At 58.5% G+C, this 21,026-nt stretch carries 18 protein-coding genes, 1 tRNA gene and 1 pseudogene; 13 read left to right on the top strand and 7 right to left on the bottom strand.

The window, feature by feature from the left end:
• Nucleotides 1–467 precede the first annotated feature (467 nt).
• The 3 genes from ACVW0B_RS11745 (at nt 468) to ACVW0B_RS11735 (ending at nt 4,353) form a co-directional block, all read left to right on the top strand.
• Nucleotides 468–1,247, top strand: a complete 780-nt coding sequence (locus tag ACVW0B_RS11745; RefSeq protein ID WP_457387941.1) for a TatD family hydrolase — start codon at nt 468–470, stop codon at nt 1,245–1,247.
• A 225-nt stretch (nt 1,248–1,472) separates the two neighbouring features.
• Nucleotides 1,473–3,977 (top strand): sensor histidine kinase, encoded by a 2,505-nt coding sequence (locus ACVW0B_RS11740; protein ID WP_457387890.1) that lies wholly within the window; start codon nt 1,473–1,475, stop codon nt 3,975–3,977.
• A 4-nt stretch (nt 3,978–3,981) separates the two neighbouring features.
• Nucleotides 3,982–4,353, top strand: a complete 372-nt coding sequence (locus tag ACVW0B_RS11735) for a DUF309 domain-containing protein (RefSeq protein ID WP_414357508.1) — start codon at nt 3,982–3,984, stop codon at nt 4,351–4,353.
• Nucleotides 4,354–4,376: 23 nt separating this feature from the next.
• Here ACVW0B_RS11735 and ACVW0B_RS11730 read toward each other — a convergent pair whose 3' ends face one another.
• Nucleotides 4,377–4,538, bottom strand: a complete 162-nt coding sequence (locus ACVW0B_RS11730) for a hypothetical protein (RefSeq protein ID WP_011434030.1) — start codon at nt 4,536–4,538, stop codon at nt 4,377–4,379.
• A gap of 91 nt (nt 4,539–4,629) precedes the next feature.
• A complete protein-coding gene (locus ACVW0B_RS11725; protein WP_244349857.1) occupies nt 4,630–4,719 on the bottom strand; it encodes a cytochrome b6-f complex subunit PetN in 90 nt (29 codons plus the stop codon).
• A gap of 170 nt (nt 4,720–4,889) precedes the next feature.
• On the opposite strand from ACVW0B_RS11725, the gene ACVW0B_RS11720 reads away from it, so the two are divergent.
• The 3 genes from ACVW0B_RS11720 (at nt 4,890) to ACVW0B_RS11710 (ending at nt 7,157) form a co-directional block, all read left to right on the top strand.
• Nucleotides 4,890–6,107, top strand: coding sequence for an RNA-guided endonuclease InsQ/TnpB family protein (locus tag ACVW0B_RS11720; RefSeq protein WP_457491752.1), 1,218 nt, complete (start codon nt 4,890–4,892; stop codon nt 6,105–6,107).
• 65 nt (nt 6,108–6,172) lie between these two features.
• Nucleotides 6,173–6,418, top strand: coding sequence for a hypothetical protein (locus ACVW0B_RS11715; protein ID WP_049749597.1), 246 nt, complete (start codon nt 6,173–6,175; stop codon nt 6,416–6,418).
• A 154-nt stretch (nt 6,419–6,572) separates the two neighbouring features.
• A complete protein-coding gene (locus ACVW0B_RS11710; protein ID WP_414342286.1) occupies nt 6,573–7,157 on the top strand; it encodes an SRPBCC family protein in 585 nt (194 codons plus the stop codon).
• A gap of 192 nt (nt 7,158–7,349) precedes the next feature.
• Here the strand turns inward: ACVW0B_RS11710 and ACVW0B_RS11705 are convergent, their stop codons facing one another.
• Nucleotides 7,350–9,338: a DICT sensory domain-containing protein gene (locus ACVW0B_RS11705; protein ID WP_414406444.1), complete on the bottom strand. Its 1,989-nt coding sequence runs from the start codon at nt 9,336–9,338 to the stop codon at nt 7,350–7,352.
• A gap of 185 nt (nt 9,339–9,523) precedes the next feature.
• On the opposite strand from ACVW0B_RS11705, the gene ACVW0B_RS11700 reads away from it, so the two are divergent.
• Both ACVW0B_RS11700 and ACVW0B_RS11695 read left to right on the top strand, forming a co-directional pair.
• Nucleotides 9,524–9,967, top strand: coding sequence for a 2TM domain-containing protein (locus tag ACVW0B_RS11700; RefSeq protein WP_011434035.1), 444 nt, complete (start codon nt 9,524–9,526; stop codon nt 9,965–9,967).
• 120 nt (nt 9,968–10,087) lie between these two features.
• Nucleotides 10,088–10,158: transfer RNA gene (locus ACVW0B_RS11695), tRNA-Gly, on the top strand.
• Nucleotides 10,159–10,209: 51 nt separating this feature from the next.
• On the opposite strand, the gene ACVW0B_RS11690 is transcribed toward ACVW0B_RS11695, so the two are convergent.
• Nucleotides 10,210–10,896: a hypothetical protein gene (locus ACVW0B_RS11690; RefSeq protein ID WP_457491751.1), complete on the bottom strand. Its 687-nt coding sequence runs from the start codon at nt 10,894–10,896 to the stop codon at nt 10,210–10,212.
• A 189-nt stretch (nt 10,897–11,085) separates the two neighbouring features.
• Between ACVW0B_RS11690 and ACVW0B_RS11685 the strand changes: the two genes are divergently transcribed.
• The 5 genes and pseudogenes from ACVW0B_RS11685 to gndA all read left to right on the top strand — a co-directional run bounded on the left by ACVW0B_RS11685 (nt 11,086) and on the right by gndA (nt 17,254).
• Nucleotides 11,086–12,438 carry an ABC transporter substrate-binding protein gene (locus ACVW0B_RS11685; RefSeq protein ID WP_414522758.1) on the top strand — a complete coding sequence of 451 codons (1,353 nt, stop codon included), beginning with the start codon at nt 11,086–11,088 and terminating at the stop codon, nt 12,436–12,438.
• A 111-nt stretch (nt 12,439–12,549) separates the two neighbouring features.
• Nucleotides 12,550–13,752 carry a carbohydrate ABC transporter permease gene (locus ACVW0B_RS11680; protein WP_414329418.1) on the top strand — a complete coding sequence of 401 codons (1,203 nt, stop codon included), beginning with the start codon at nt 12,550–12,552 and terminating at the stop codon, nt 13,750–13,752.
• 162 nt (nt 13,753–13,914) lie between these two features.
• Entirely contained in the window at nt 13,915–15,138 is a 1,224-nt protein-coding gene (locus ACVW0B_RS11675; RefSeq protein ID WP_457387885.1) for an alpha/beta hydrolase family protein, read from the top strand.
• A gap of 429 nt (nt 15,139–15,567) precedes the next feature.
• Nucleotides 15,568–15,741: pseudogene (locus tag ACVW0B_RS11670) on the top strand (pentapeptide repeat-containing protein); the annotation flags it as partial.
• A gap of 94 nt (nt 15,742–15,835) precedes the next feature.
• On the top strand, nt 15,836–17,254 hold the full coding sequence (gene gndA / locus ACVW0B_RS11665) for an NADP-dependent phosphogluconate dehydrogenase (RefSeq protein ID WP_457491750.1): 1,419 nt from the start codon (nt 15,836–15,838) through the stop codon (nt 17,252–17,254).
• On the opposite strand, the gene ACVW0B_RS11660 is transcribed toward gndA, so the two are convergent.
• The 3 genes from ACVW0B_RS11660 to nadC all read right to left on the bottom strand — a co-directional run bounded on the left by ACVW0B_RS11660 (nt 17,251) and on the right by nadC (nt 20,918).
• On the bottom strand, nt 17,251–18,744 hold the full coding sequence (locus ACVW0B_RS11660; protein WP_457491749.1) for an L-aspartate oxidase: 1,494 nt from the start codon (nt 18,742–18,744) through the stop codon (nt 17,251–17,253). The genes gndA and ACVW0B_RS11660 overlap by 4 nt on opposite strands.
• 29 nt (nt 18,745–18,773) lie before the next feature.
• The gene (gene nadA / locus ACVW0B_RS11655; protein ID WP_457491748.1) at nt 18,774–19,862 is read right to left on the bottom strand and encodes a quinolinate synthase NadA; all 1,089 of its coding nucleotides are present in this window, start codon (nt 19,860–19,862) and stop codon (nt 18,774–18,776) included.
• A gap of 198 nt (nt 19,863–20,060) precedes the next feature.
• Nucleotides 20,061–20,918: a carboxylating nicotinate-nucleotide diphosphorylase gene (gene nadC, locus ACVW0B_RS11650; RefSeq protein ID WP_011434043.1), complete on the bottom strand. Its 858-nt coding sequence runs from the start codon at nt 20,916–20,918 to the stop codon at nt 20,061–20,063.
• Nucleotides 20,919–21,026 lie beyond the last annotated feature (108 nt).

Raw genomic sequence — 21,026 nt, 5'->3', positions numbered from 1 at the left:
AAGACTATTATCCCTACGTTGTTTTACCCCAGCCGATTGCTGATACATTCACGCTGAACTCTCCTGAACATGGTTCAGGAAAGAAGCGATCGCATCCTGCCTATCTCTGAGCAGGAAGGCGGTATCCCGCAAAGCCCTGAGGAATACCCCCCGAGCGCTTTCCCCCTTCACTTCCCGGCAACCGTTGCGGTGGACTCAAGGATCAGGGGGAAACTTGGTCTACTATATCCCTCTCAATGACTTTTGCCAAACCGCCTAAAGCTCAGTAAATTCAGCAAAGTTCAGGGTTTTGGGGGTTAGAGGCATGCTCCCACAGGAGCCGTCGCAAGGGGAGCTCGCCGGCAAACGGGAGCGCCAGAAGGGATCCCAAGCAGGCCAGGGACAGCTTTTACAATTGGATAAGGTTGGCAACACGATTGTTGGGGAGCTGAGCCTTGAGCACCGCCGTCTTACCTGCTGCTCCTTTGGTGGATACTCACGTCCACCTCAATTACCCCGATTTTGCCGCGGATCTGCCCCAGGTGGCCGAGCGCTGGCGTCAGACGGGGATCCGGCGTTTGGTGCATTCTTGTGTAACACCGGCAGAATTCCCCCAGTTGCAGGCCATTGCCGACCAGTATCCGGAAGTATTTTTGTCGGTGGGGCTGCACCCTTTGGAGGCGGGCCAGTGGCAGCCCGATTTGGCCGAAAAGATCGCCCACCTGGCCGCCAGCGACGAGCGAGTGGTGGCTATCGGGGAGACGGGCCTGGATTTCTACAAGTCCAACCCGGCGGATATCGAGCGGCAAAAAGAATCCTTCTGGGCCCAGATTGCCATTGCCCAAGCGCAGGATCTGGCGTTGATCGTCCATTGCCGCGAGGCGGCAGCAGCCACCTACGCCATCCTCAAGGAGGCCATGGCCACGGGGGGGCCAGTGCGGGCGGTGATGCATTGCTGGAGCGGATCCCCGGAGGAGACGCGGCTGTTTGTCGAGCTGGGCTGCTTCATTAGCTTCAGCGGCATTGTCACTTTCAAAAATGCCGAGACTGTCCGCTGGTCGGCCTTGGAGGTGCCCCTATCCCAGCTTTTGGTGGAAACCGATTGCCCTTTTCTGGCTCCCACCCCCTTCCGCGGCAAACGCAATGAGCCGGCCTATGTGCAGCGGGTGGCCCAAACCTTGGCGGAGCTGTTGGGAATCCCGCCGGAAAAACTGGCAGAAGAAACCAGCCAAAATGCCGCTCGCCTGTTTCGGTTGCCTCTCCTCTAGCTCTGCTTTCCGAGGGCGCGGGTGAGCCGTAGGCCATTCCCGACCCTAGATCTCACCCGATCTCAGGCGATTCCAACCCGGGAAACCCTGAGTTACCATTTTTAACTTTTTCTTTAACTTTTCTTTTCAACTCCGACTGCTCTTCTCAAAGGCATCCTATGCTGGAAAAAAGGAATGTATCTCTAGATACTTCCCGTTAATCCCAGGGGCTAGGGGCTTGCAACTATGGATACTGAAACGTGGGCTGCCGCAGCTCGACCCAGCCGAGATGCCCTCATCAACCGCATCACCCACCAGATTCGGCAATCCCTGGAGCTGGAGGAAATCCTCAAGGCAACAGCGGAAGAGATACGGTCTTTTCTGGAAACGGATCGGGTGAAGGTTTACCGCTTTGATCCCGAAGGTCACGGAACGGTGGTGGCGGAAGCGCGAGGAGGGGAGCGGCTGCCCTCGCTCTTGGGGCTGACTTTTCCGGCAGGGGACATTCCCGAGGAGGCGCGGCGGTTGTTTCGCCTAGCTCAGGTGCGGGTGATTGTGGATGTGGAGGCGCAGAGCCGTTCCATCAGCCAGCCGGAGTCTTGGGGGTTGTCTGCTAGGGTTCCTCTGGGCGAGCCGCTGCAGCGGCCCGTGGATCCCTGCCATGTTCACTATTTGAAATCCATGGGGGTGGCCTCTTCCTTGGTGGTTCCCCTGATGCATCACCAGGAGCTATGGGGGCTGTTGGTCTCCCATCATGCTGAGCCTCGTCCCTACTCCCAAGAAGAGCTGCAGGTGGTGCAGTTGCTGGCGGATCAAGTTTCCATTGCCATTGCTCAGGCGGAATTGCTGGAGCAGGCGCGGCAGAAGGCGCAGCAGGAACGCCTCATCAACCAAATTGCTGCTCTAGTTTACTCGCCCCTGCACCCGGAGACGACCTTGACCACGGTGCTGGAGCAGCTTGCTGCCGGTTTGCAGGGGATCGGGGCGCGGCTGCGGATCCACTTTATGGGCTCAGATACCCTCTGTTGTCATGGCGTGCAACCCCCGGCAAGCTACGACACCTGGCTACAGGAGCAGCTCGGAAGGGCCGGAGGAGCGGGGGGCTGGGTGAAGATGTGGTCGCTCTCCCACTTGGAGAAATGGCCGGAGCTGCAAGAGCAGATGAAGCAGACGCCCATTCGTGGCCTGCTGATGGTACAGCTTGTCTGGAATGACCAGCCCGTGGGCTGGCTGAGCGTGTTTCGCGCGGCCATCTGCCAAGAAACCCACTGGGCGGGTTACCGTTGGTTTGCTCAGGGGGATCCCAGACAAGAACTGCCTTTGATCTCTTTTGCTGCCTGGCGGGAGCTGAAAATTGACGAGCCTAAGGCTTGGTCAGCTGCAGAGCAAGAGCTGATGAGTCGGGTCGGGGTACATTTGGCCCTGTCCATTACGCAAAATCAGCTCCACCGGCAGTTGCAAACCCTCAACGCCCGTCTGGAGCAGGAGGTGCAGGAGCGGACGGCGGCCCTGCAGCGATCTCTGGCTATGGATGCCCTCTTGCAGCGGGTCACTGACCAGGTGCGCAGCAGTTTGGAGGAAGCCCAGATCCTGCGGGCAGTGGTGCAGGAGTTGGCTCTGGGGTTGCCCATTCAAGGTTGCGATCTCTGTCTCTACGATTGGGCATCTGGCCAGGCGACGGTGCGCTATGAATACACCTCTGCTCTACCACCTGCCGGTGGGATCACCCTGACCTTGGCCGACTACCCCGATCTCTACCGGCACCTGCAAGGGGGTCAAGCGGTGCAATTCTGCCACTTGCCTGGGCAGGGCTGGATCCCCCGTCGGGAAGGGCTGACCCTGCTGGTGTGCCCGCTGCGGGATGACCAAGGGGTGCTGGGGGATCTCTGGCTGGCGAAGCCGGCAGCCGAGTGCTTTGATGAACTGGAGGTGCAGGTGGTGCAGCAGGTGGCGGATCACTGCGCCATTGCCATCCGCCAGGCCCGCCTCTACCAGGCTTCTGTGCAGCAAATTGGTGAGCTGGAGCGCCTCAACCGCCTCAAAGATGATTTTTTGAGCACCGTCTCCCACGAGCTGCGCACCCCCATCACCAACATGAAGATGGCCATCCAACTGCTGAAAACCGCCCGCGCCCCCCAAAAACGAGAGCAATATCTCAAGATCTTGGAGCAGGAGTGTGAGCGGGAGGCGGAACTGGTAAACGACCTGCTGGATCTGCAGCGGCTGGAGCAGGGATCCAAAACGCTCCATCTGGAAGAGGTGCCGCTGGCAACCTGGCTGCCCAGCGTGCTGGAGCCGTTTCTACAGCGGGCCCAGGCCAACCAGCAACGGTTGCAGTGGCAGATTGCGCCAAATGTGGGCAAGGTGCTCACCGATCAAGGTGGCCTGGAGCGGGTGGTGCAGGAGCTGGTCAACAACGCCTGCAAGTATACTCCCCCAAGGTGCAACATCTGGGTAACGGCGCAGCGGCCCGGCCCGCAGCAGGTGGAAATTCGGGTGATCAACGAGGGAGTAGAAATTCCCCACAGCGAGTGGGAGCGCATCTTCGAGAAGTTCTACCGCATTCCCAGCGGGGATCCCTGGAAGCGGGGCGGCACCGGCCTGGGCCTGGCTTTGGTCAAGCAGTGGATGCAGCGGCTGGGGGGCAGCGTCTCGGTGGAGAGTTCTCAAGGCAAAACCTGCTTTACCCTGGTGCTGCCGCAGGGATCCCTGCCTGTGCAGACCTCACCCCTGGCCCACAACTGTGCCTAGCCACATGAGCAATGCCCACTCAGAAGCGTTGCGTTTGGCCGCCGAGCAGTTTAACCGGGGGGAATTTTACGCCTGCCACGACACCCTAGAGGCCCTGTGGATGGAGGCAGTGGATCCAGAGCGGCGCTTCTACCAGGGGCTTTTGCAAACCGCCGTGGCCTACTATCACCTGCAAAACGGCAACCGCCGCGGCTGCATGATCCTGTTGGGGGAGGCCAACCGCAAGCTGGCGGACTTTCTGCCCACCTACGCTGGATGGGATGTGCAAGCCCTGTGGCAGGCTAACCAGGGCATCCTGCGGCATCTTTCTCAACTGCAACCCCAGGATCCCTTGCCTTATCTAGCCGTCCCCACCCTGAGTTGGGTTGAAGATTAACCTGAGCAGGCTCAACACCGGCCCTAGCGCTTGGAGCGACGGGCTTTGCGCTCAACTTCGTTGCGTCGCCGCCGATCCCGCCAGTCGATGAAGGTAATGTAGCCAACGCCCAGGGTTACGGCTGTCAACAGCAAAAAGATGCTTCCGTAGGCGATGCGGGCGACCAAGGGAAGATCGGTTTCCATGGTGTGAGCGGGGGTAACCCCGTCAATATCGGCGGCAGGAACAACAAGATGAATGCAAGATGGATGTGAGGCTCAATCCAGGCATGACAAATTACATGCCGTTGCGCCCCCAGACCACCAGGGCAATGGAAAGAACGAAGAAGGTGGGGACGGCAATCCAGCCAAGGGTGATGATGTCCATAGGTCTAGCCCAGCTAAAGAGGGGTTATCTCGAGGTGATCCCATTTTACGAGAGGAGATCCCTTGTCAACGGACATCTACGAACACCTGTTTTCAGCTAGAAATCGCAGGAGCCCCGCACTGTACCCGTAGGGTCAGTGTCGGGAGGAATGCGGAAGTTACGATAGAACCATGACCCAAGTCCTGACCGTCTCCTGTAAGCTCAAGGTGTCCCAGTCGCAGGCCGCAAAGTTGGACGCGACCTTGGATGCCTTTGTGCAGGCGTTGAACTGGGTCAACCAAAACACGCCCGAGAAAGTCACCAACGCCGTTAAACTTCAATCTCTGTGCTACCGCGAAATCCGTGCCCGGTTCGGCTTGTCCAGTAACTTGGCAAGGACTACGTCCCGCTTACGCGACCAGCAGGTCTGCAGACGGCTGGCCGGTGCCCGCAAGGTTGCCCGACAGAAAAACCGCCCCGTCAAAGCGTTCAAGGGGGGCTTCGCGACCTATGACGCTCGTATCTTTTCGTTCCGCGAGAAAGACTGGACGGTGTCGCTGACCACAGTGGAGGGTCGAGAGCGCTTTGAGCTGGCGATTGGCCGTTACCAGAGAGAACAGTTGGCGGGCTCCAATCCCAAATCTGCCACTCTGGTCAAGCGTAAAGACGGCTCCTACTCCATTCAAATCTGTGTGGAAGCGGAGCCATCCCCACCGCAACGCACGGGCAGAGTGCTGGGGGTGGATTTGGGAAGGACGGATATTGCTCATACCTCAGAGGGGAAGAACTGGAATGGACAGCAGTTGAACAGAGTCCGAGACCACTACTCCCGGTTGAGGGCGGCACTCCAACGCAAAGCCAGTAAGGGCACCCGCAGTTCGCGGCGCAGATGCAGAGAACTGTTGCAACGGCTGTCTGGCAAGGAGAGGCGCTTTCAGGCGTGGGTCAATCATCGCATCTCCAAAGCTATTGTCTCTAGGGCAAAGGCGACAAACAGCGCTATTGCTCTGGAAGACTTGACAGGGATTCGGGAAAGGGTCAATCAACAGCCACGCAGCAAAGCTGAGCGGCGCAGAACCAATAACTGGGCGTTCTACCAGCTTAGGATGTTTGTGGTCTACAAGGCTGCCATCGCCGGAGTACCTGTAGTACTGGTTCCGCCTGCCTACACGTCGCAGACCTGCCACCGGTGTTTGCACATTCATCCCGACCCTGCGCAATCCTATCGCAGTGGGAAGCAGTTCAAGTGTGGGCACTGTGGATGGGAAGGGGATGCGGACTGGAATGGGGCCAACATGATTGCCAAACTTGGGGCTGCCGTAAACCAGCCTAGAGGTCCGTGGTTGGCTTGCCAACTGCAGGGCTACCGAAAGCCCGCCCTGTACTGCGAAGTAGTCAGGGTCGGGTAGTTTACTTCAAGCTGGCTACAGTGGAGTTAAATCTGAAACGTCTGAGCCAAACGAGGTGGGATCCGATGGTACTGGACACATTGCCGCTGGTTGCCGCTGTAGCCATCGCCATTTTTATGCTGGTTTTTTGGGTGCGGGTGGTTCGAGAGGCCATCTGGACAACGGTGGGGATTGTAATCATCTTGGCCGTGTTGTACGTGGTCTTTAGAATTGGCCCGCGGCAGGTGCTGCAGGAGTTGCGGGATCCCTTTGCCCTTCTAGAACAGGTTTGGCAGGTGATCGTCGGTTGGTTCCAGGCCCTTCTCCCCTAGAGTTCGTTATCTGCTATACAGTTCCCTGATACAACAGAAAACACAGGGGGGCAGCCTATTGGAACTGCTGGCGAATGGTTTGTCCAGTCAAAAATCGATTCCCTCTCCGGTTTCCGCACTGCTCTACAGCACCTACGCGACTGAAGTTCTCGCCATGCCTTCTGACCCTGAATGGGATCCCCAAGACCCCACCCCAGAAGATGGGATCCCCATTCCTGCTGGCGTCAGCGGGACGGAGTCCTCAGACATCCAGGTGGAGGTGGAGGATTTGGGGGAGCGCCGCCGCCAAGTGCGAGGTCGCGTCCTGATTCCGGTGGAGCGGCAGCAGGTCTGGCAGGTTTTGACCGACTACGACCATCTGGCGGAGTTTATTCCCAACTTGGTGGAAAGTCGCGTCATTGGCCGTGAGAATGGCCGCACACTGGTACGTCAAGTGGGATCCCAAAAGGTTTTATTTGCCCAATTTTCTGCTGCGGTGGTGCTGGCTATCGAGGAGATCTTTCCTCAGCAGCTTCGCTTCCAAAAAACACAAGGGGATTTTCTTATCTTCGAGGGGTTTTGGGATCTGGCCGATTGGTCGGCCCATCAAACCTTGCTCACCTACCACCTGCAGGTCAAGCCTCCCCGCAGAATGCCTGTCGGTCTGGTGGAGCGCCGCATTTGCCAAGATTTGGCCCTGAACTTACAAGCCATTCGGGAGCGCTGCCTGAGTTTGTCGGATCATTCCAAGCCCGTTTGAGGCGCGCCCAATAGGTACCTCGTTCCCCAAGCGCTCCGCGCCGCTGACGCGACCACTCTCAGCCCTTCTGCCAAAGAAGAGGGGGGCTGGGGAACAGCTTTATTGCCATTTGTGGGATTTGATATTCGAGCTGGAATTTGCCAGGTGGATCCCAGAGGCAAAGTGGGCCGGTGGTCCTTCACCTTTCGAGTCTCAAGCAGCGATCGAGGGCTGTCCTTGGGTGTGTGGGTGCGCTATCGGCAGGGTGAAGTGGAAGGCACTGCCTTGATTGATCCCCCCCGATTCTGCCCAGATGCGCCCCCCCATGGCCTCAATGATCAGTCGGCAAATGGCTAGCCCCAAGCCCGTCCCACCCACCGAGCGCCGCAGGGATCCCTCTGCTTGATAAAACCGCTCGAAGATGGCTTGCAACCGGTCTGGCTCAATGCCGCGCCCGGTGTCGGCAACAGTGAACTTCACCATCGCCCCCGTCGATCCACCGGCTGGTGGCTCCACTTCTGCCCGAATCCAGATCCGTCCGGTGGAAGGGGTAAATTTGCAGGCATTGTCCAGCAGCTTACGCAACACCTCCACCAGCCACTCCCCATCCGCCCTAACCATTGGCAGCCGTTTGGGCAGCACCTGCTCGATGGTGGGCAAGTCTTCGTGCCGCCGTCGCGCTTTGACATTGCTCAGGGCCAGCTCCACACATTCTTGAGCAGACAACGGCTCGATATGCCAGCGAACGCGACCACTTTCCAGCTTGGAGAGGGTGAGAAAGTCCTGCACCAACTCCCGCAGCCGATCGGCATCTTGCAGGGCTGTGTTCAACATTTCCTGGCGCATCTCCAGGGGCATGTCGGGGTCGCTGGCCAAAGACTCCAAACACACCTGAATGGTGGACAGCGGGGTGCGCAGCTCGTGTCCGGTCACGGCAATCAGCTCTGATTTGGCCTGATCCAGAGCTGCCAACTGGCGATTGAGCTCTTCTAGGTGCTGATAGGCTTCTGCCTGCAAGAGGGCTACCCCCACTTGGTTGGCAATGGCTTCTGCCAACTCCAGAGTGGCCGGCTGCCAGCGGTGAGGGTGTTCGTGGTGTAGCTCCAATAGGCCCAGCAACCGCCCTTGATAGAGAATCGGCATGGCCACCCAAGCCCGAATTTGGGCCGGCTGCCACAGCTCCGGCACTCGCTGCAGGCGGGGATCCTTTTGGGTATCCTCGCAGCACACCGCTTGTGCCGAGGCTACTGCCTCCCGCAAAAAAGGGTTGCTGGGAAGAGGCCACAGGGATCCCTTAAGGCTGCCCATCGTTAGGGTGCGGTACTCCTGCTCAATCTGAACAGCAGGGGCCTGGCCATCGTAACGGTAGATCAAACATCGCCCCACCTCTGCCACCTGCCCCAGCTCCTGCACAGCAATTGCCAAAATCTCGCCGGGATCCAAAGACTGGCGAATGGCACTGCTGATGCGGTTGATCAGATGCTCTTTGCGCTCTTGCGCCCGAATGGTGCGGTAGGCCCGCTGCAGTTTGTATTGCCCTGCCTGGAGATAGGTGATCAGCCGCTCGGTAAAGGGGCCTGGATTCAGTTGGCTGGCGGAGTTTTGCGGGGATCCCTTGAGGTACTGGCGAAGGGGCTCAAGGCGAGGTTCCAGATCCGGTCGGTAACTGAGGATCTTGGGCAACAGGGCCAAAGCCGCTTGGACTGTAATCTGACGATCAAATGACCAGATCCCATCAAATTGGCGAGCTGCATCCATATCGCTGCTTTGCCAAGGACGCTCCCGCTGCATCTGCAAGCGTTCTCGACACACGAGGCAGGTGGCATAGTGGGCATCGATGACAATCAAGTGCCACTCCTGCACCAAGGGATCCTCTGGATCCAAGGGAATGGTGTGGTAGGGCAGGTCTGTCTGAGCAAAATCCTTTTCTGGGGTCGCCAACACAAACACGTCTTGGGCCATTGCGCTGATGCGCTGGTAGCGCCGTGCCTCCTGGCGGTAGTAGCGCTCCTTTTGAAAGTTAGCGAATACCCACGGGGATCCCTGCCCTTGCAGCACCTGATCCTCAATGGCGTGGCTGAGGGCAACCAAAGAGGATTTGAAATACAGTTGTGGGCGCAGGTGCGGCAAAGCCTGCAGCAGATCGCTCAATAGGGAGGTACGACTCTGGCGAAGGTAAGATCTAGAGCGGGTGGAGGCCATAACCCTACTGGCAAGCACAGATCACAGGCAGTACAGGGACACTTAACCCCAGAGAAGGAGGCTCGCAGTCTAGGTTTAGTCTAACGGTTGGGATCCCGCGGCGGAGGGAGCTTCATAAGGCGCAAGATCCAGCTAGCCCAAACTAAGAGATATAAAGTTTACGAAGTTATATGTAAGTCAGCCAAATGTCGGGATCCCGGTACAGCCAAGAGGACGTGCAGCAGATCCTCCAGCGGGCCATTGCCCGCCAGCCACGCCTGGGCGAGTTCACCCGCTCCCAACTGCAGGAGATGGCTGCCGAACTGGGGATCTCCCCCCAAGAGCTGGACTTGGCCGAGCAGGAATGGAAGGCCTGGCAAGAGCTGAACAGCCAACACCGAGAATTCCAGCGCTACCGCCGTCGGCAGTTTTACCAACTGCTGGGCCGCTATGGAATTGTCAACAGCTTTTTGCTGGGCTTAGACTGGCTCTCCGGTGGAGGGCTATCTTGGTCGCTGTTTATCCTCATGGGGTGGGGCTTGACCGTTGCCCTCAAGGGCTGGAACGCCTACCAAACGGAGGGTGAACGCTACGAGAAAGAGTTTCGCCAATGGCAAAGGAAACGCCAGAAAGATCTCCAGAGCAAGTAAGCCCAGCCTACCGGAGAAGTCTGTCCCGCTGATGGAGATGGATTTTTCTCCAAACTCTGAGTGGGAAGGGGCACCGCCGAGAGATGCTACCATAGATATTCAGCATCGCTGAATGCCCGTGCGGGCGTAGTTTAATGGTAAAACCGCAGTCTTCCAAACTGCTGTTGTCGGTTCGATTCCGTCCGCCCGCTTCCTCCCACAAAATCCTAAGGGATCCCTTAAAGTGCCCTTCAGATTCTTCTTCACAGGTTGGGGCCGATCGTGGTGGTGCGGCGGATCGGTTGACCTTTCAGGGTATTGCCTTCTACTGTTTTCACCCAGCCTTGCCCTGGTACAAATCGGTACTGCACATCGGTATCAGAGCCACCGAGCAGATCCCCTTGGGCATTGAAGACGCGAGTTTCCCGCTGCCAGTGTCCTGGCCCGGTCGGTGTGCTGCTCGACTCGGTGGTGTAGGTTTGGCCGCGAGCATTGTTGAATTGGCCGCTGTGCTGCCAGCCTTGCCCCGCTTGGCCCTCGATAAGGCTCGAGCTGCTGCCCACCGTCTTGCCCTCGGCGTTTTGCAGGGTGGTGCTGCCCTGCCGTTGCCAACCCTCATGTGTGTGAGTAGTGGTGTGCTGATGGTTCAGGTTCCAGGTCTGACCTTGTTGGGTAGTGACTTGGCCGGAATAGTCTCCTTCCACCCCCTGACCGGGAATGAATTGCCGGGATCCCTGGCCGGAATAGGTGCCACTACCCGATCTGCCACTTGGCCCGGTGCGAGTGTAGGTGCCGGAGTGAGTGAAGGTGCGCCCACCGCGCGGGGCCAGGGATCCAGCCGTTGGCGTGGTGGCTGTGCGAGTGCGTTGACGGGGGCGAGCCTGCGCAAAGGGGGCAAGCGCCATCAGGAGGGCAATAGCCAACAACAGGCAAAAGCTTGCATTTTTCATCTTCATTCTCATTTTTCCAGACCCCTAGAGAGGTTGTCGATCATAACCCAGGCTCAGCCTTTACCCTGTCTGACTCTGACTTCGGCCTGAGGGTTCACCTCCCGAGGGGATCCCGCCAGACATAACCTGCTCTTAATGTCGGTGCTGTAATCTCAGAGGTGCCTTTAGCGAATGCGACTGCATTTTTCTATGAATACCCGTCGTACTTTCCTGGCTGTTGCGGCTGGCCTCGTGGCTGCGTCTGCTGCTGCTCTTCTGGCTGCCGACAGCTTTGCTCAGTCTCCTGCCGAAGTCAAAGTTTGGATTGCCTTTACCGACAACCGCCTGGATTGGGCCCGCGAAAAAGCGGCAGAGTTCAACAAACAATTTCCTCAATACAAAGTTACGGTCGAAGGCTACGGCAACTACGAAGAAATTCAGCAAGCCACCGACCTGGCCATTCAACAAAATGCTGCTCCTTCGGTGGTGCAATGGTTTGAGGTGGGCACCCAACGGGCACGGGATTTTGGTTACTTCAAGTCCATTGCCGAGGCTCTGGGCAATCGCACCGAAGTGAACGGGATCCCAGTGAATTTCGACGATTTTATCGAGCCGGTGGTGAGCTACTACACCCTGGATGGCAAATTTACCTCCATGCCCTGGAACAGCTCCAGCCCCATTCTCTACTCCAACACGGCCATCTTGAAGAAGGCTGGGATCGAAAAGCCGCCGGCCACCTGGCAAGAGCTGGAGGCTGCTTGTCAAAAGATCATGGCCCTCCCCGACGCTCCCCAGGGCTGTGTGACCTGGCCCAATCACGGCTGGTTCTACGAGCAGTGGATGGCCCAGCAGAATGCCCTCTTGGCCAACAACGACAATGGCCGTGCCGCCCGTGCCACCCAGGTCTTTTTGGACTCGGAGCCCTCAATTGCCATCGCCACCTGGTGGAAAGGGATGTATGACAAAGGCTACTACATCTACAGCGGCAAGCAGCGGGATTGGGCAGCCACCGAGCAGGCCATCCAGACCGGTACCGTCGCCATGGCCATCACCAGCAGCGCCGATGCCGCCAACATCACCAACGCTGCCAAGCAAAACAACATCGAGCTGGTCACCACCCGCATGCCCTACAACGCCGACAAGGGTTGGACGGGGAACTTGATCGGGGGAGCCAGCCTCTGGCTGGTGAAGGATCTGCCCAAGGAGGTGGAAGAGGGGGCGCTGACCTTCATGCTGTGGCTCAATAACACCGAAAATGCTGCCGAGTGGCACCAAGTGACCGGCTACTTGCCCATTCGGAAAAGCTCGGTAGCCTTGCTGGAGTCGAAGGGCTGGTTCAAGGAAAACCCCAACTTCTTCACCGCCAGCGACCAAATCAACAATTCCAAGGTGACCCCTGCCACTCGGGGGGCGCTGCTGGGGGCTTTCCCCGAAATTCGCAACGTGGTGACCCAAACCATGGAAGATCTGATGCTTAAAGGCGGGGATCCGGCCCAGGCCATGGCCAAGGCCAACGAGGAGGCCAACCGCCTTCTGGCCGAGTACAACTCCCTTTACCAGTAGCCCCAGTGTCGATGGGCCAGGGGTGTTATTGAGGGATGGGGGTGGGCGGCGGCCTGCCCCTTTCCGGGCTTTGATAAGGCTCTTGTGAAGAGCAAAGCCGAGGTGAGAGGCATGTTGGGATTCGTCCAAGTGTTGGTGCCGCTGTTGGCGGGGTTGCTGGGATCCCTCTGGATGGGGCTCCGTTTTCGACGCATCGAGTGGCCTGTGCCGGTGGGGGCAGTGCTGGGGGGCCTAGCAGGAGGGCTGGGATCCCTGATTTTTATGGCGCCCCTGGATTTTTGCACTTTTGAGCCGGAGCGCAAGGCCATCGACATGGCCTTTGGCGTGGGGCTGGTGCTGGCGGGCATGGCCATTCCCCTCTGGCCGCTGTTGGCGTGGACGCAGAAGGAGCAGGAGCGCCGCCTGGGGATCCCCGGCCCAGCTGTTCAGGAGAGGGGCATCTTTAAGCAGTGGTGGCTGGCGTGGCTGCTCTTGTTGCCCACCTTCACGATCTTGGTGGTGTTTCTCTACTACCCAGGGCTGGATACCTTCCGCCTTTCCACCCTGCTCACGTTTGTGGGGGCGCCGCGCAGCCGCTTCGTCTGTGTGGATAACTTTACCGCTTTGCTGACGGATTCCACCTATCTGCGCAGCCTGGGGATTACCTTTGCCATTTCGGCGGCCATCGTGGTGCTGGGGTTGAGCGGATCCCTGTTGATTGCCACGCTGGCCTATCAGCCGATTCGGGGGGCGGCGATTTATCGGGTGTTGCTGATCTGGCCCTACGCCATCTCTCCGGCGGTGGCCGGGATCATCTTCTTTATCATGTTCAACCCCTTGGGAGGGGTGGCCAACCATTTGCTGGGCCTGGTGGGGATCCCCCGTTTAAACTGGCTCAGCGATCCCAACTTGGCCCCTTGGGTGGTGATTTTTGCCAGCGTTTGGAAGCAGATGGGCTACAACATTTTGTTTTACCTTGCCGGCCTGCAAAACCTGCCCAAGGATTTGCTGGAAGCGGCTGCCATCGACGGGGCCGGGGCAGTGCGTCGCTTTTTTGCCATCACCCTACCGCTGCTTTCTCCCATCACCTTCTTTTTGGTGATTACCAACATGACCTATGCGTTTTTCGATATCTTTGGCACCATTGACTTGCTGACTGCTGGGGGCCCTTCCGGATCCACCTCGGTGTTGATCTACGAGATCTACAAAATCGGAGTGTCTTCAGGCAATTTGGGTAGGGCTGCCGCGCAATCCATCGTCCTGTTTCTCATTGTGGTGGGGCTGACGATCCTGCAATTTCGCACCACCGAGCGGAATGTAACCTACGGCGGATAACGGCTGTCTCTGCTGCAACGCAATGATCCCAGTTCTCAGTGGGCAAGGGGAAAATCGGCTAATACAGGCTTACACCTAGCCTCACTCCACCACCTTCGCCATTCAAGGGCAGCACAATCCGTTAGTCCGCGAAAGATTCTTCCAATTCAAGGATAAACAGTTATGAATAAAGAGAAACTATGGCAGCGAAGCAAACAGCGAATCCGGTTTCGGAATGACGATATGGATTTCTATTTTGCCTGGATTCTTGCTCACCAAAACGAAGGTGGTTCGGCACTTGGCGAGTGCTTCTACACTGCTTCCCAAATTAAAGATGGTGATCCCGAAAGCTGGTACAAGGCCTGGTCAGAAATGGCCCGTCGCGTCGAATCGCAGGCGACACAGGCACTGGCAAACGGGCATCGGGTTAGTGCACGTGAAGCCTACCTGCGCGCCTTTACCTATCATCAGATGGCAGCCATCTTCGTTCGCCCGCAAGATCAACGACTGCGAGAGGGATGGCAAAAAGCACAATGGTGTTTTCGGCAAGCAGCCGCTCAATGCAAGCCGCCTATCGAACCGATCCAGATCCCGTTCGCGGGCAAAGTTCTGCCGGGTTACTTTCTGTGCGGGCATAATGAGAATCGGAAAGCACCAACGTTGATCCTGATAGGCGGTGGTGAAACATGCGCCGAAGAACTCTATTTCTGGATAGGCCCGGCAGGAGTCCGCCGGAGGTATCACGTTCTTCTGATAGATTTGCCCGGTCAGGGAAGTACACCCTTCGATGGTTTATTCTTCCGGGTCGATTCTGAACTCCCTATCAAGGCTGTCGTCGATCATATCCTCACGCGATCAGAGGTCGACGCCGAACGGTTGGCTTTATTTGGCATCAGTGGTGGTGGCTACATGGTATCCCGCGCTCTTCCATTTGAGAAACGTATCAAAGCCTGCATAGCCAGTGCTCCCATCATAGATATTTACCAACTTGTCATGGCCGAAATTCCGTCGGTACTCCTCAAAACTCCCGGTTTTTTCAGGAACACCCTTACCAGGCTGGCAGGTCTTAGAAACCCCCTGCCCGGTATTGCATTAGAGAAGTTCTGCTGGCAAGCCGGAGTAAGCACAATTTCTGAAGCGTTAGAAATGGCGCGACAAGCACGAGTTGAAAGGATAGAAGAGATTACATGTCCGGTATTGTGTATGGTTGGCGAAGGAGAGTCAGAAGCACAAATGATGCAGGCTCGCGAGTTTTACAACGCTCTCCGATGCCCTAAAGCCTTTCGCGTCTTCGTTGCCGCCGACGGTGCAGATGCTCACTGCCAGATCAATAATCTGGGCCTGATGCAGCAAGTAGTCTTTGATTGGCTGGATGAGGTTTTTGGGTATCGGGCAGAGAATCTCTAAGAGCCTATCCGAAACATCCTGGTGTGGAAGATGAAGGTCAGCGAATCTCGTCTCTTCCCCGTGCGGTGATTGGAACGAAGCGATGCTGGGGGTAACGACGACCGAATAACCACCGTGGTGCCCATTGCCCCCAACGGTGATCACTGATCAAGACTATGCATGGGTGGCTTGACGACGCAACGCACCCATATCTGCCGATAGCGGAGGGGCGGTTCGCGCACTGCCCTCCCCGATGATACGACGAGCACGGGATGCATCGATGGACAATGGGGGTTGTTGATCATGCGCCCATCCCATTCACCACTCGTCGGGGTGCACCCGTCGGGGCACGACGGTGCCGTGCCTCGACTCCATCGGCTTGCATCCGGTGATGGATTTCATCCGTCGTGACGTGACGACGAGGTATTCGGATAGGCTCTCAGAAGGGCCAAGCTCACGGGAGCCATTGCCGCACGGGCGGTTTGGCAAGGAGCGCAGATTGCCGGCGCCGATTTCAGCGAAGCCTATGTGGATCGGGCGGCAAAGCGGCAGTTGTGTGAGCAAGCTGAGGGATCCCACCCGATAACCGGCGTAACCACCCGTGAGAGTTTGGGCTGCCCTTGAATCAGGGCCGGCAAAGGTGAAGAAAACAGGATCCCTGAACCCGGTCGGTCGGATTGGCCTCTAGATTGGGTGAGGTGTCGATAGTGCCCCAACCATGAGCAAGCCCAGCTTTGCGGTGATTGGCCTGGCGGTGATGGGGGAAAACTTGGCCCTCAACATCGAGCGCAACGGCTTTCCGGTTGCCGTCTACAACCGCACCAGCTCCAAAACCGACCAGTTCATGCGGGAGCGAGCCCAAGGCAAACAGATCACCCCCGCCTACAGCTTGCCGGAACTGGTGCAACTGATGGAGCGGCCCCGCAAATTCTTGATCATGGTCAAGGCGGGCGCGCCGGTCGATGCGGTGATCGACGAGCTTAAACCCCTGCTGGATCCGGGGGATATCATCATCGACGGCGGCAACTCCCTCTACACCGACACCGATCGCCGTGCCGAAGCCCTCGCCCCCACCGGGATCCACTTTGTCGGCATGGGGGTGAGCGGCGGGGAAGAGGGAGCCCTGAACGGCCCCAGCCTCATGCCCGGCTGTAGCCCAGAGGCTTACCAACAACTGGAGCCCATCTTGACCAAAATTGCCGCTCAAGTGCCAGACGGCCCCTGTGTCACCTACCTGGGGCCCAAAGGGGGCGGGCACTACGTGAAGATGGTGCACAACGGCATCGAATACGGCGATATGCAACTGATCGCCGAGGTCTATGACCTAATGCGCAGGGCCTTGAAGCTGTCGGCCTCGCAGATGCAGGAGATTTTTCAGGCTTGGAATGAAACGGAGCTGGAATCTTTCCTGATTGAAATTACCGCCAAGATTTTCCAAACCCTGGATCCGGAAACCGGCAAGCCTTTGGTGGATCTCATCCTGGATAAGGCCGGGCAGAAAGGCACCGGTTTGTGGACAGTCAAGGACGCTCTAGATCTGGGGGTACCAGTGCCCACCATTGAAGCGGCGGTGCAAGCTCGCATCCTCTCGTCGATGAAAGAGGAACGGGTGGCTGCCTCTGCCCAGTTGAAGGGGCCCGACGCAACTTTTGCAGGGGATCCCGACTGCTTTATCCAAGATCTGCGCGCCGCCCTCTACTGCTCCAAAATCTGCTCCTATGCGCAGGGGATGGCCCTGCTCAAAAGAGCCACTGTTGCCCACGGCTACGTCTACACCTTCAGTGAGATTCCGCGGATTTGGAAGGGGGGCTGTATCATCCGCGCCCGCCTCCTCGGCGAGATCCAGTCGGCCTACAAACGGGATCCAGAGCTGGTGAACCTGCTGTTGGATGAGGAATTCGAGCAGGCCATCCGGGAGCGGCAGGGATCCTGGCGGCGGGTGGTGTCCACGGCGGCTGCCCTGGGGATCCCGATCCCGGCCATCAGCGCTTCTTTGGCCTACTACGACAGCTACCGTACCGCCAACCTGCCCCAGAACCTCACCCAAGCCCAGCGGGACTTCTTCGGGGCCCACACCTTCGAGCGCATCGACAGGCCGGGCGTCTTTCACCATGAGTGGAATGCCTGTTGCCGTTAGCAATGCGTAGCATCAAGAGGTCTCCGGAAAAAAGTTGAACCGCGCACCTCCGTATGGAAAGGCTCCCCTTCCTGAGGAAAATCCTCGCGGAAATGGGCCCCGCGGCTTTCCTCCCGCAGCAGCGCCCCCTGAGCTACCAGACGGGCCAGCAAAAGCAGACTGCCTGCCTCGGCCTCTTCCCGGCTGGCCCAAGGCTTTTCCTGCAGGGGAAGTGCCTTGACAAAGGTCAGAAAAGCCCGCAGCCGTGTTCCCTCCCGCACAACGCCCAAAGCTTCCCCAACTCGCTGCCTGAGAGCCGGCAGGATGTCGGGAGACGTCGCCAGAACGGGTAGCCTCTGCAGCTGTCGGGGAAAGCTCACCTCTCCCAAATCTTGCAAGGCAGCCAAGGCGGCCCGCTTGCCCATGACCAGCCCTTCCAAAAGGCTGTTGGAAGCCAAGCGATTGGCTCCGTGCAGACCCGTGGAAGCCACCTCCCCAGCAGCATAAAGGCCCGGCAGGCCGGTGAAGCCGAAAGTGTCCGTTCGGATCCCACCCATCACGTAGTGAGCCGCGGGAACAACTGGGAGCAGATCCTTCGTGGGATCCAGCCCCAAGGCGCGGGCAGAGGCAACAACGGTGGGAAAGCGCTCCTCCAGATGTTCGACGACCCGCAGATCCAGGTAGGTTCCCCCTGTCTGCTGCCGCTCCCAGAAAACGGCCCGAGCTACCACATCCCGCGGCGCCAGCTCTCCCAGCTCCGCATAGCGAGGCATAAAACGCTCCCCCAAGGCGTTGAGGAGAACAGCCCCTTCTCCTCTTACTGCCTCGCTCACCAGCGCTCCATTGGGCAAGGCCGTGGGGTGAAATTGCACAAACTCCAGATCCCTGAGAGTGGCCCCTGCCCGCCAGGCCAGCACCATTCCGTCGCCGGTGGCCCCCGGGGGAGCTGTCGAGACGGGGAAAAGGCTGCCAAATCCTCCCGTAGCCAGGAGAACTGCCCCGGCCCTCACCTCCACCGGCCCTTCAGGGCCAAGCAGCAAGGCCCCCCCTACCCTGTCCCCCGCCAGCAAAAGGCTTAGGGCTGTGTAGCCCTGCAAAGGCAGCCTGTTGAGGCGAGCCAGCAAACCTCTCAGAAGCCACAGTCCGCTCCGATCCCCCCCCAGATGGCGTACCCGCGCTTGGGAGTGGCCCCCTTCCCGGACAGGTTGGGGATGGAAAGGAAGGCCCCAGCGTAAAAGCCTCTCCAGGTGCAAGGGTGCTTCCTCCACAATGGAGCGAGCCACCTTTTCTTCCACCAGGCCGCGGCCCGCTTGCAAGGTGTCTTGGATATGGGCTTCTACGTCCGCCTCATCCACAGGAAAAGCCACCCCACCCTGCGCCCAAGGGGTAGAGCCAGAGGGAAGGGGATCCTTGCTTACCACCAGAGTTGTCGCCCCCTGGGCTTCGGCCCACAGGGCTGCGTACACCCCCGCCACCCCTGCTCCCAGGATCAACAGGTCTGTTTCTAACAAGGGCGGCGCCCCGTTCTTCCCCTCCACCTCTAGGCTCCGGCGGGCACTGCCAGCATGGCCAGGATGGAACGGCGAGCCTTCTCAGCCACCTCCTGGGGTACCTGAATCACGTGGCGCATCTCCTGCAGGGAGCGGTAAATCTTTTCCAAGGTAATCTTCTTCATGTACTCGCAGACGGCTTCTGCCTTGACAGGGATGAACGTTTTGTCTGGAGCTTCTTTCTTGAGCCGGTGAAGAATGCCCACCTCGGTGGCCACCACAAACTCGCGGCTTTCTGAAGCTTTGGCGTAGCGCACCATGCCCTCGGTGGAGAGCAGCTTGGCATCCGGTTTGAGGAAGAGACAGCTAGAGCCGCAACTGCACTCCGGGTGAATGAGGAACTCTGCTCCAGGGTGCTCTTCCACCATCGCCTTGAGGTGCTCTTCCCGGATGCCAACATGCACGTGGCACTCTCCCGGAAAGAGATCCAGCTCCCTTCCGGTTACTTGAGCAACGTGGGCTCCCAGAAACATATCCGGCACGAAGAAGATGGGGCGATCCGGGGGCAGGCTGGCCACCACTTGAACTGCGTTGGCGCTGGTTACGCAGACATCTGCCAGAGCCTTGATCTCGGCAGCGGTGTTGACGTAGGCCACCACCAGGCCCTCAGGGCAGGCTGCCTTCCACCGCAGCACATCTTGCGGGCGAATGCTGTCGGCCAAGGAACAGCCCGCCTCCAGATCCGGCAGCAGCACCGTCTTTTCGGGGTTGAGGATGGCAGCCGTCTCTGCCATAAAATGCACGCCCGCAAAGACAATCACCTGGGCGCTCGTCTTTTGAGCCTCCCGAGCCAGTCCTAAGGAGTCTCCCACAAAGTCCGCCACCTCTTGAACTTCGGGGAGCTGATACGAATGCGCGAGGATAACTGCCTGCCTTTCCTGTTTGAGCCGGGCAATCTCCTGGACGATTGTGGCAGTGTTGTGTAGCAATGGGGTTTCTCCCTTCATTTTCGACTTCTTGTCGCGACAGCGTTGCGTAGCAATAACGGTTTTGTTCCTCTGGAGGCTGGACACGATCTGAGGACTTTGTCCCGCTAATGCGTTTGCAGGAGCAGCGCGCAGCAATAACGGAAAGCCCATCTCCTGGAGTTGGTCGACTCTGCTTTGGGGGGTATCTGAGCCGGCAAGAGAAGCAACCCCCAACCCAGATGCCCGGCGAAGCCTTTCGCGGCGCCCGGTTGAGCTGGAGCTGGGCTTAGGTTGTCTTCTCAAAGTAGCATCAGTCGCAACAGCGTTGCGTAGCAATAAAGCAGTGTCCAGCGAGGACTTGGCTCAGGGTCACACCACCAGCAAAGAGAGATCCAAAGCCTTGGCCGAGTGGGTGAGCGCCCCGACGCTGACGTAATTCACGCCTGCCTCGGCCACTTGCCTGGCCCGTTCTGGGGTCATGTTGCCGCTGGCCTCCAGGGGAACTCTCCCTCCCACCCGTTGGACGGCGGCCTGGGTTTCTTCCAGGGTGAAGTTGTCCAGAAGGATGAGATCGGCTCCTGCTGCCAAAGCCTCTTCCAGTTCCTGGAGATCCCGCACCTCCACCTCCACCTTGAGGTGGTGGGGAGCACCTTCCTTGGCCCGCTTGACGGCTGCCAAAACGCCTCCCGCGCCGCGGTCGCAACAGCGTTGCGTGGCAATGATGTGGTTTTCCTTGATCAAAATGCCGTCGAACAGCCCAAAGCGGTGGTTTTTGCCGCCCCCTACCCGTACAGCATACTTCTCCAGGGCGCGCAGGCCGGGAGTGGTCTTGCGGGTGTCCAGAAGCTGGGTTGAGGTTCCCCGGAGAGCCTCTACATAGGTGCGGGTGAGGGTGGCAATGCCGGACAGCCTTTGGAGAAGATTGAGCGCCAGCCTCTCCCCCGCCAGAATGCCCTTCAGGGATCCCTTGAGGTGGGCCACCTCTTGACGGACAGCCACCCTGGCCCCTTCCTCCACTCCAGGGATGAACTCCACCTGGGGATCCGCCAGCCGAAAAACCCGCTTGGCAATCTCCAGGCCGGCCAGGATCCCTGTCTCCTTGGCCAGGATTACCGCCTCACCCTCCAGTCCTGGGGGTAGGGTCAGCTCTGTGGTGAGGTCGCCGTGCCCCAGGTCTTCCCACAACCAAGCGCAAAGGGTCTCCTCTGGTAAGTAAACTTCTTCCATTTTCGGTTTGGTTTTAGGTTGTGTTGATCTTTCATTTGAGCCAAAAGAGAGCACTGACGAGATAGAGAAAACTCAAGAAGTTCCTGGCCAATTTGTCAAAACGAGAAC

The organism is Thermostichus sp. MS-CIW-23, from assembly GCF_054059455.1.
The sequence above is the reverse complement of the archived record's forward strand: the minus strand, read 5'-3'. Positions and strand labels throughout refer to the sequence as shown.

What these genes read in the sequence shown, in the direction of transcription:
- ACVW0B_RS11705 (WP_414406444.1), bottom strand. Translation starts at nt 9,338, where the DNA reads ATGGCCTCCACCCGCTCTAGATCTTACCTTCGCCAGAGTCGTACCTCC.
- ACVW0B_RS11720 (WP_457491752.1), top strand. Translation starts at nt 4,890, where the DNA reads ATGACCCAAGTCCTGACCGTCTCCTGTAAGCTCAAGGTGTCCCAGTCG.
- ACVW0B_RS11715 (WP_049749597.1), top strand. Translation starts at nt 6,173, where the DNA reads ATGGTACTGGACACATTGCCGCTGGTTGCCGCTGTAGCCATCGCCATT.
- ACVW0B_RS11680 (WP_414329418.1), top strand. Translation starts at nt 12,550, where the DNA reads ATGTTGGGATTCGTCCAAGTGTTGGTGCCGCTGTTGGCGGGGTTGCTG.
- nadA (WP_457491748.1), bottom strand. Translation starts at nt 19,862, where the DNA reads ATGGGCTTTCCGTTATTGCTGCGCGCTGCTCCTGCAAACGCATTAGCG.
- ACVW0B_RS11700 (WP_011434035.1), top strand. Translation starts at nt 9,524, where the DNA reads ATGTCGGGATCCCGGTACAGCCAAGAGGACGTGCAGCAGATCCTCCAG.
- ACVW0B_RS11710 (WP_414342286.1), top strand. Translation starts at nt 6,573, where the DNA reads ATGCCTTCTGACCCTGAATGGGATCCCCAAGACCCCACCCCAGAAGAT.
- ACVW0B_RS11730 (WP_011434030.1), bottom strand. Translation starts at nt 4,538, where the DNA reads ATGGAAACCGATCTTCCCTTGGTCGCCCGCATCGCCTACGGAAGCATC.
- nadC (WP_011434043.1), bottom strand. Translation starts at nt 20,918, where the DNA reads ATGGAAGAAGTTTACTTACCAGAGGAGACCCTTTGCGCTTGGTTGTGG.
- gndA (WP_457491750.1), top strand. Translation starts at nt 15,836, where the DNA reads ATGAGCAAGCCCAGCTTTGCGGTGATTGGCCTGGCGGTGATGGGGGAA.
- ACVW0B_RS11725 (WP_244349857.1), bottom strand. Translation starts at nt 4,719, where the DNA reads ATGGACATCATCACCCTTGGCTGGATTGCCGTCCCCACCTTCTTCGTT.
- ACVW0B_RS11675 (WP_457387885.1), top strand. Translation starts at nt 13,915, where the DNA reads ATGAATAAAGAGAAACTATGGCAGCGAAGCAAACAGCGAATCCGGTTT.
- ACVW0B_RS11685 (WP_414522758.1), top strand. Translation starts at nt 11,086, where the DNA reads ATGAATACCCGTCGTACTTTCCTGGCTGTTGCGGCTGGCCTCGTGGCT.
- ACVW0B_RS11740 (WP_457387890.1), top strand. Translation starts at nt 1,473, where the DNA reads ATGGATACTGAAACGTGGGCTGCCGCAGCTCGACCCAGCCGAGATGCC.
- ACVW0B_RS11690 (WP_457491751.1), bottom strand. Translation starts at nt 10,896, where the DNA reads ATGAAAAATGCAAGCTTTTGCCTGTTGTTGGCTATTGCCCTCCTGATG.
- ACVW0B_RS11735 (WP_414357508.1), top strand. Translation starts at nt 3,982, where the DNA reads ATGAGCAATGCCCACTCAGAAGCGTTGCGTTTGGCCGCCGAGCAGTTT.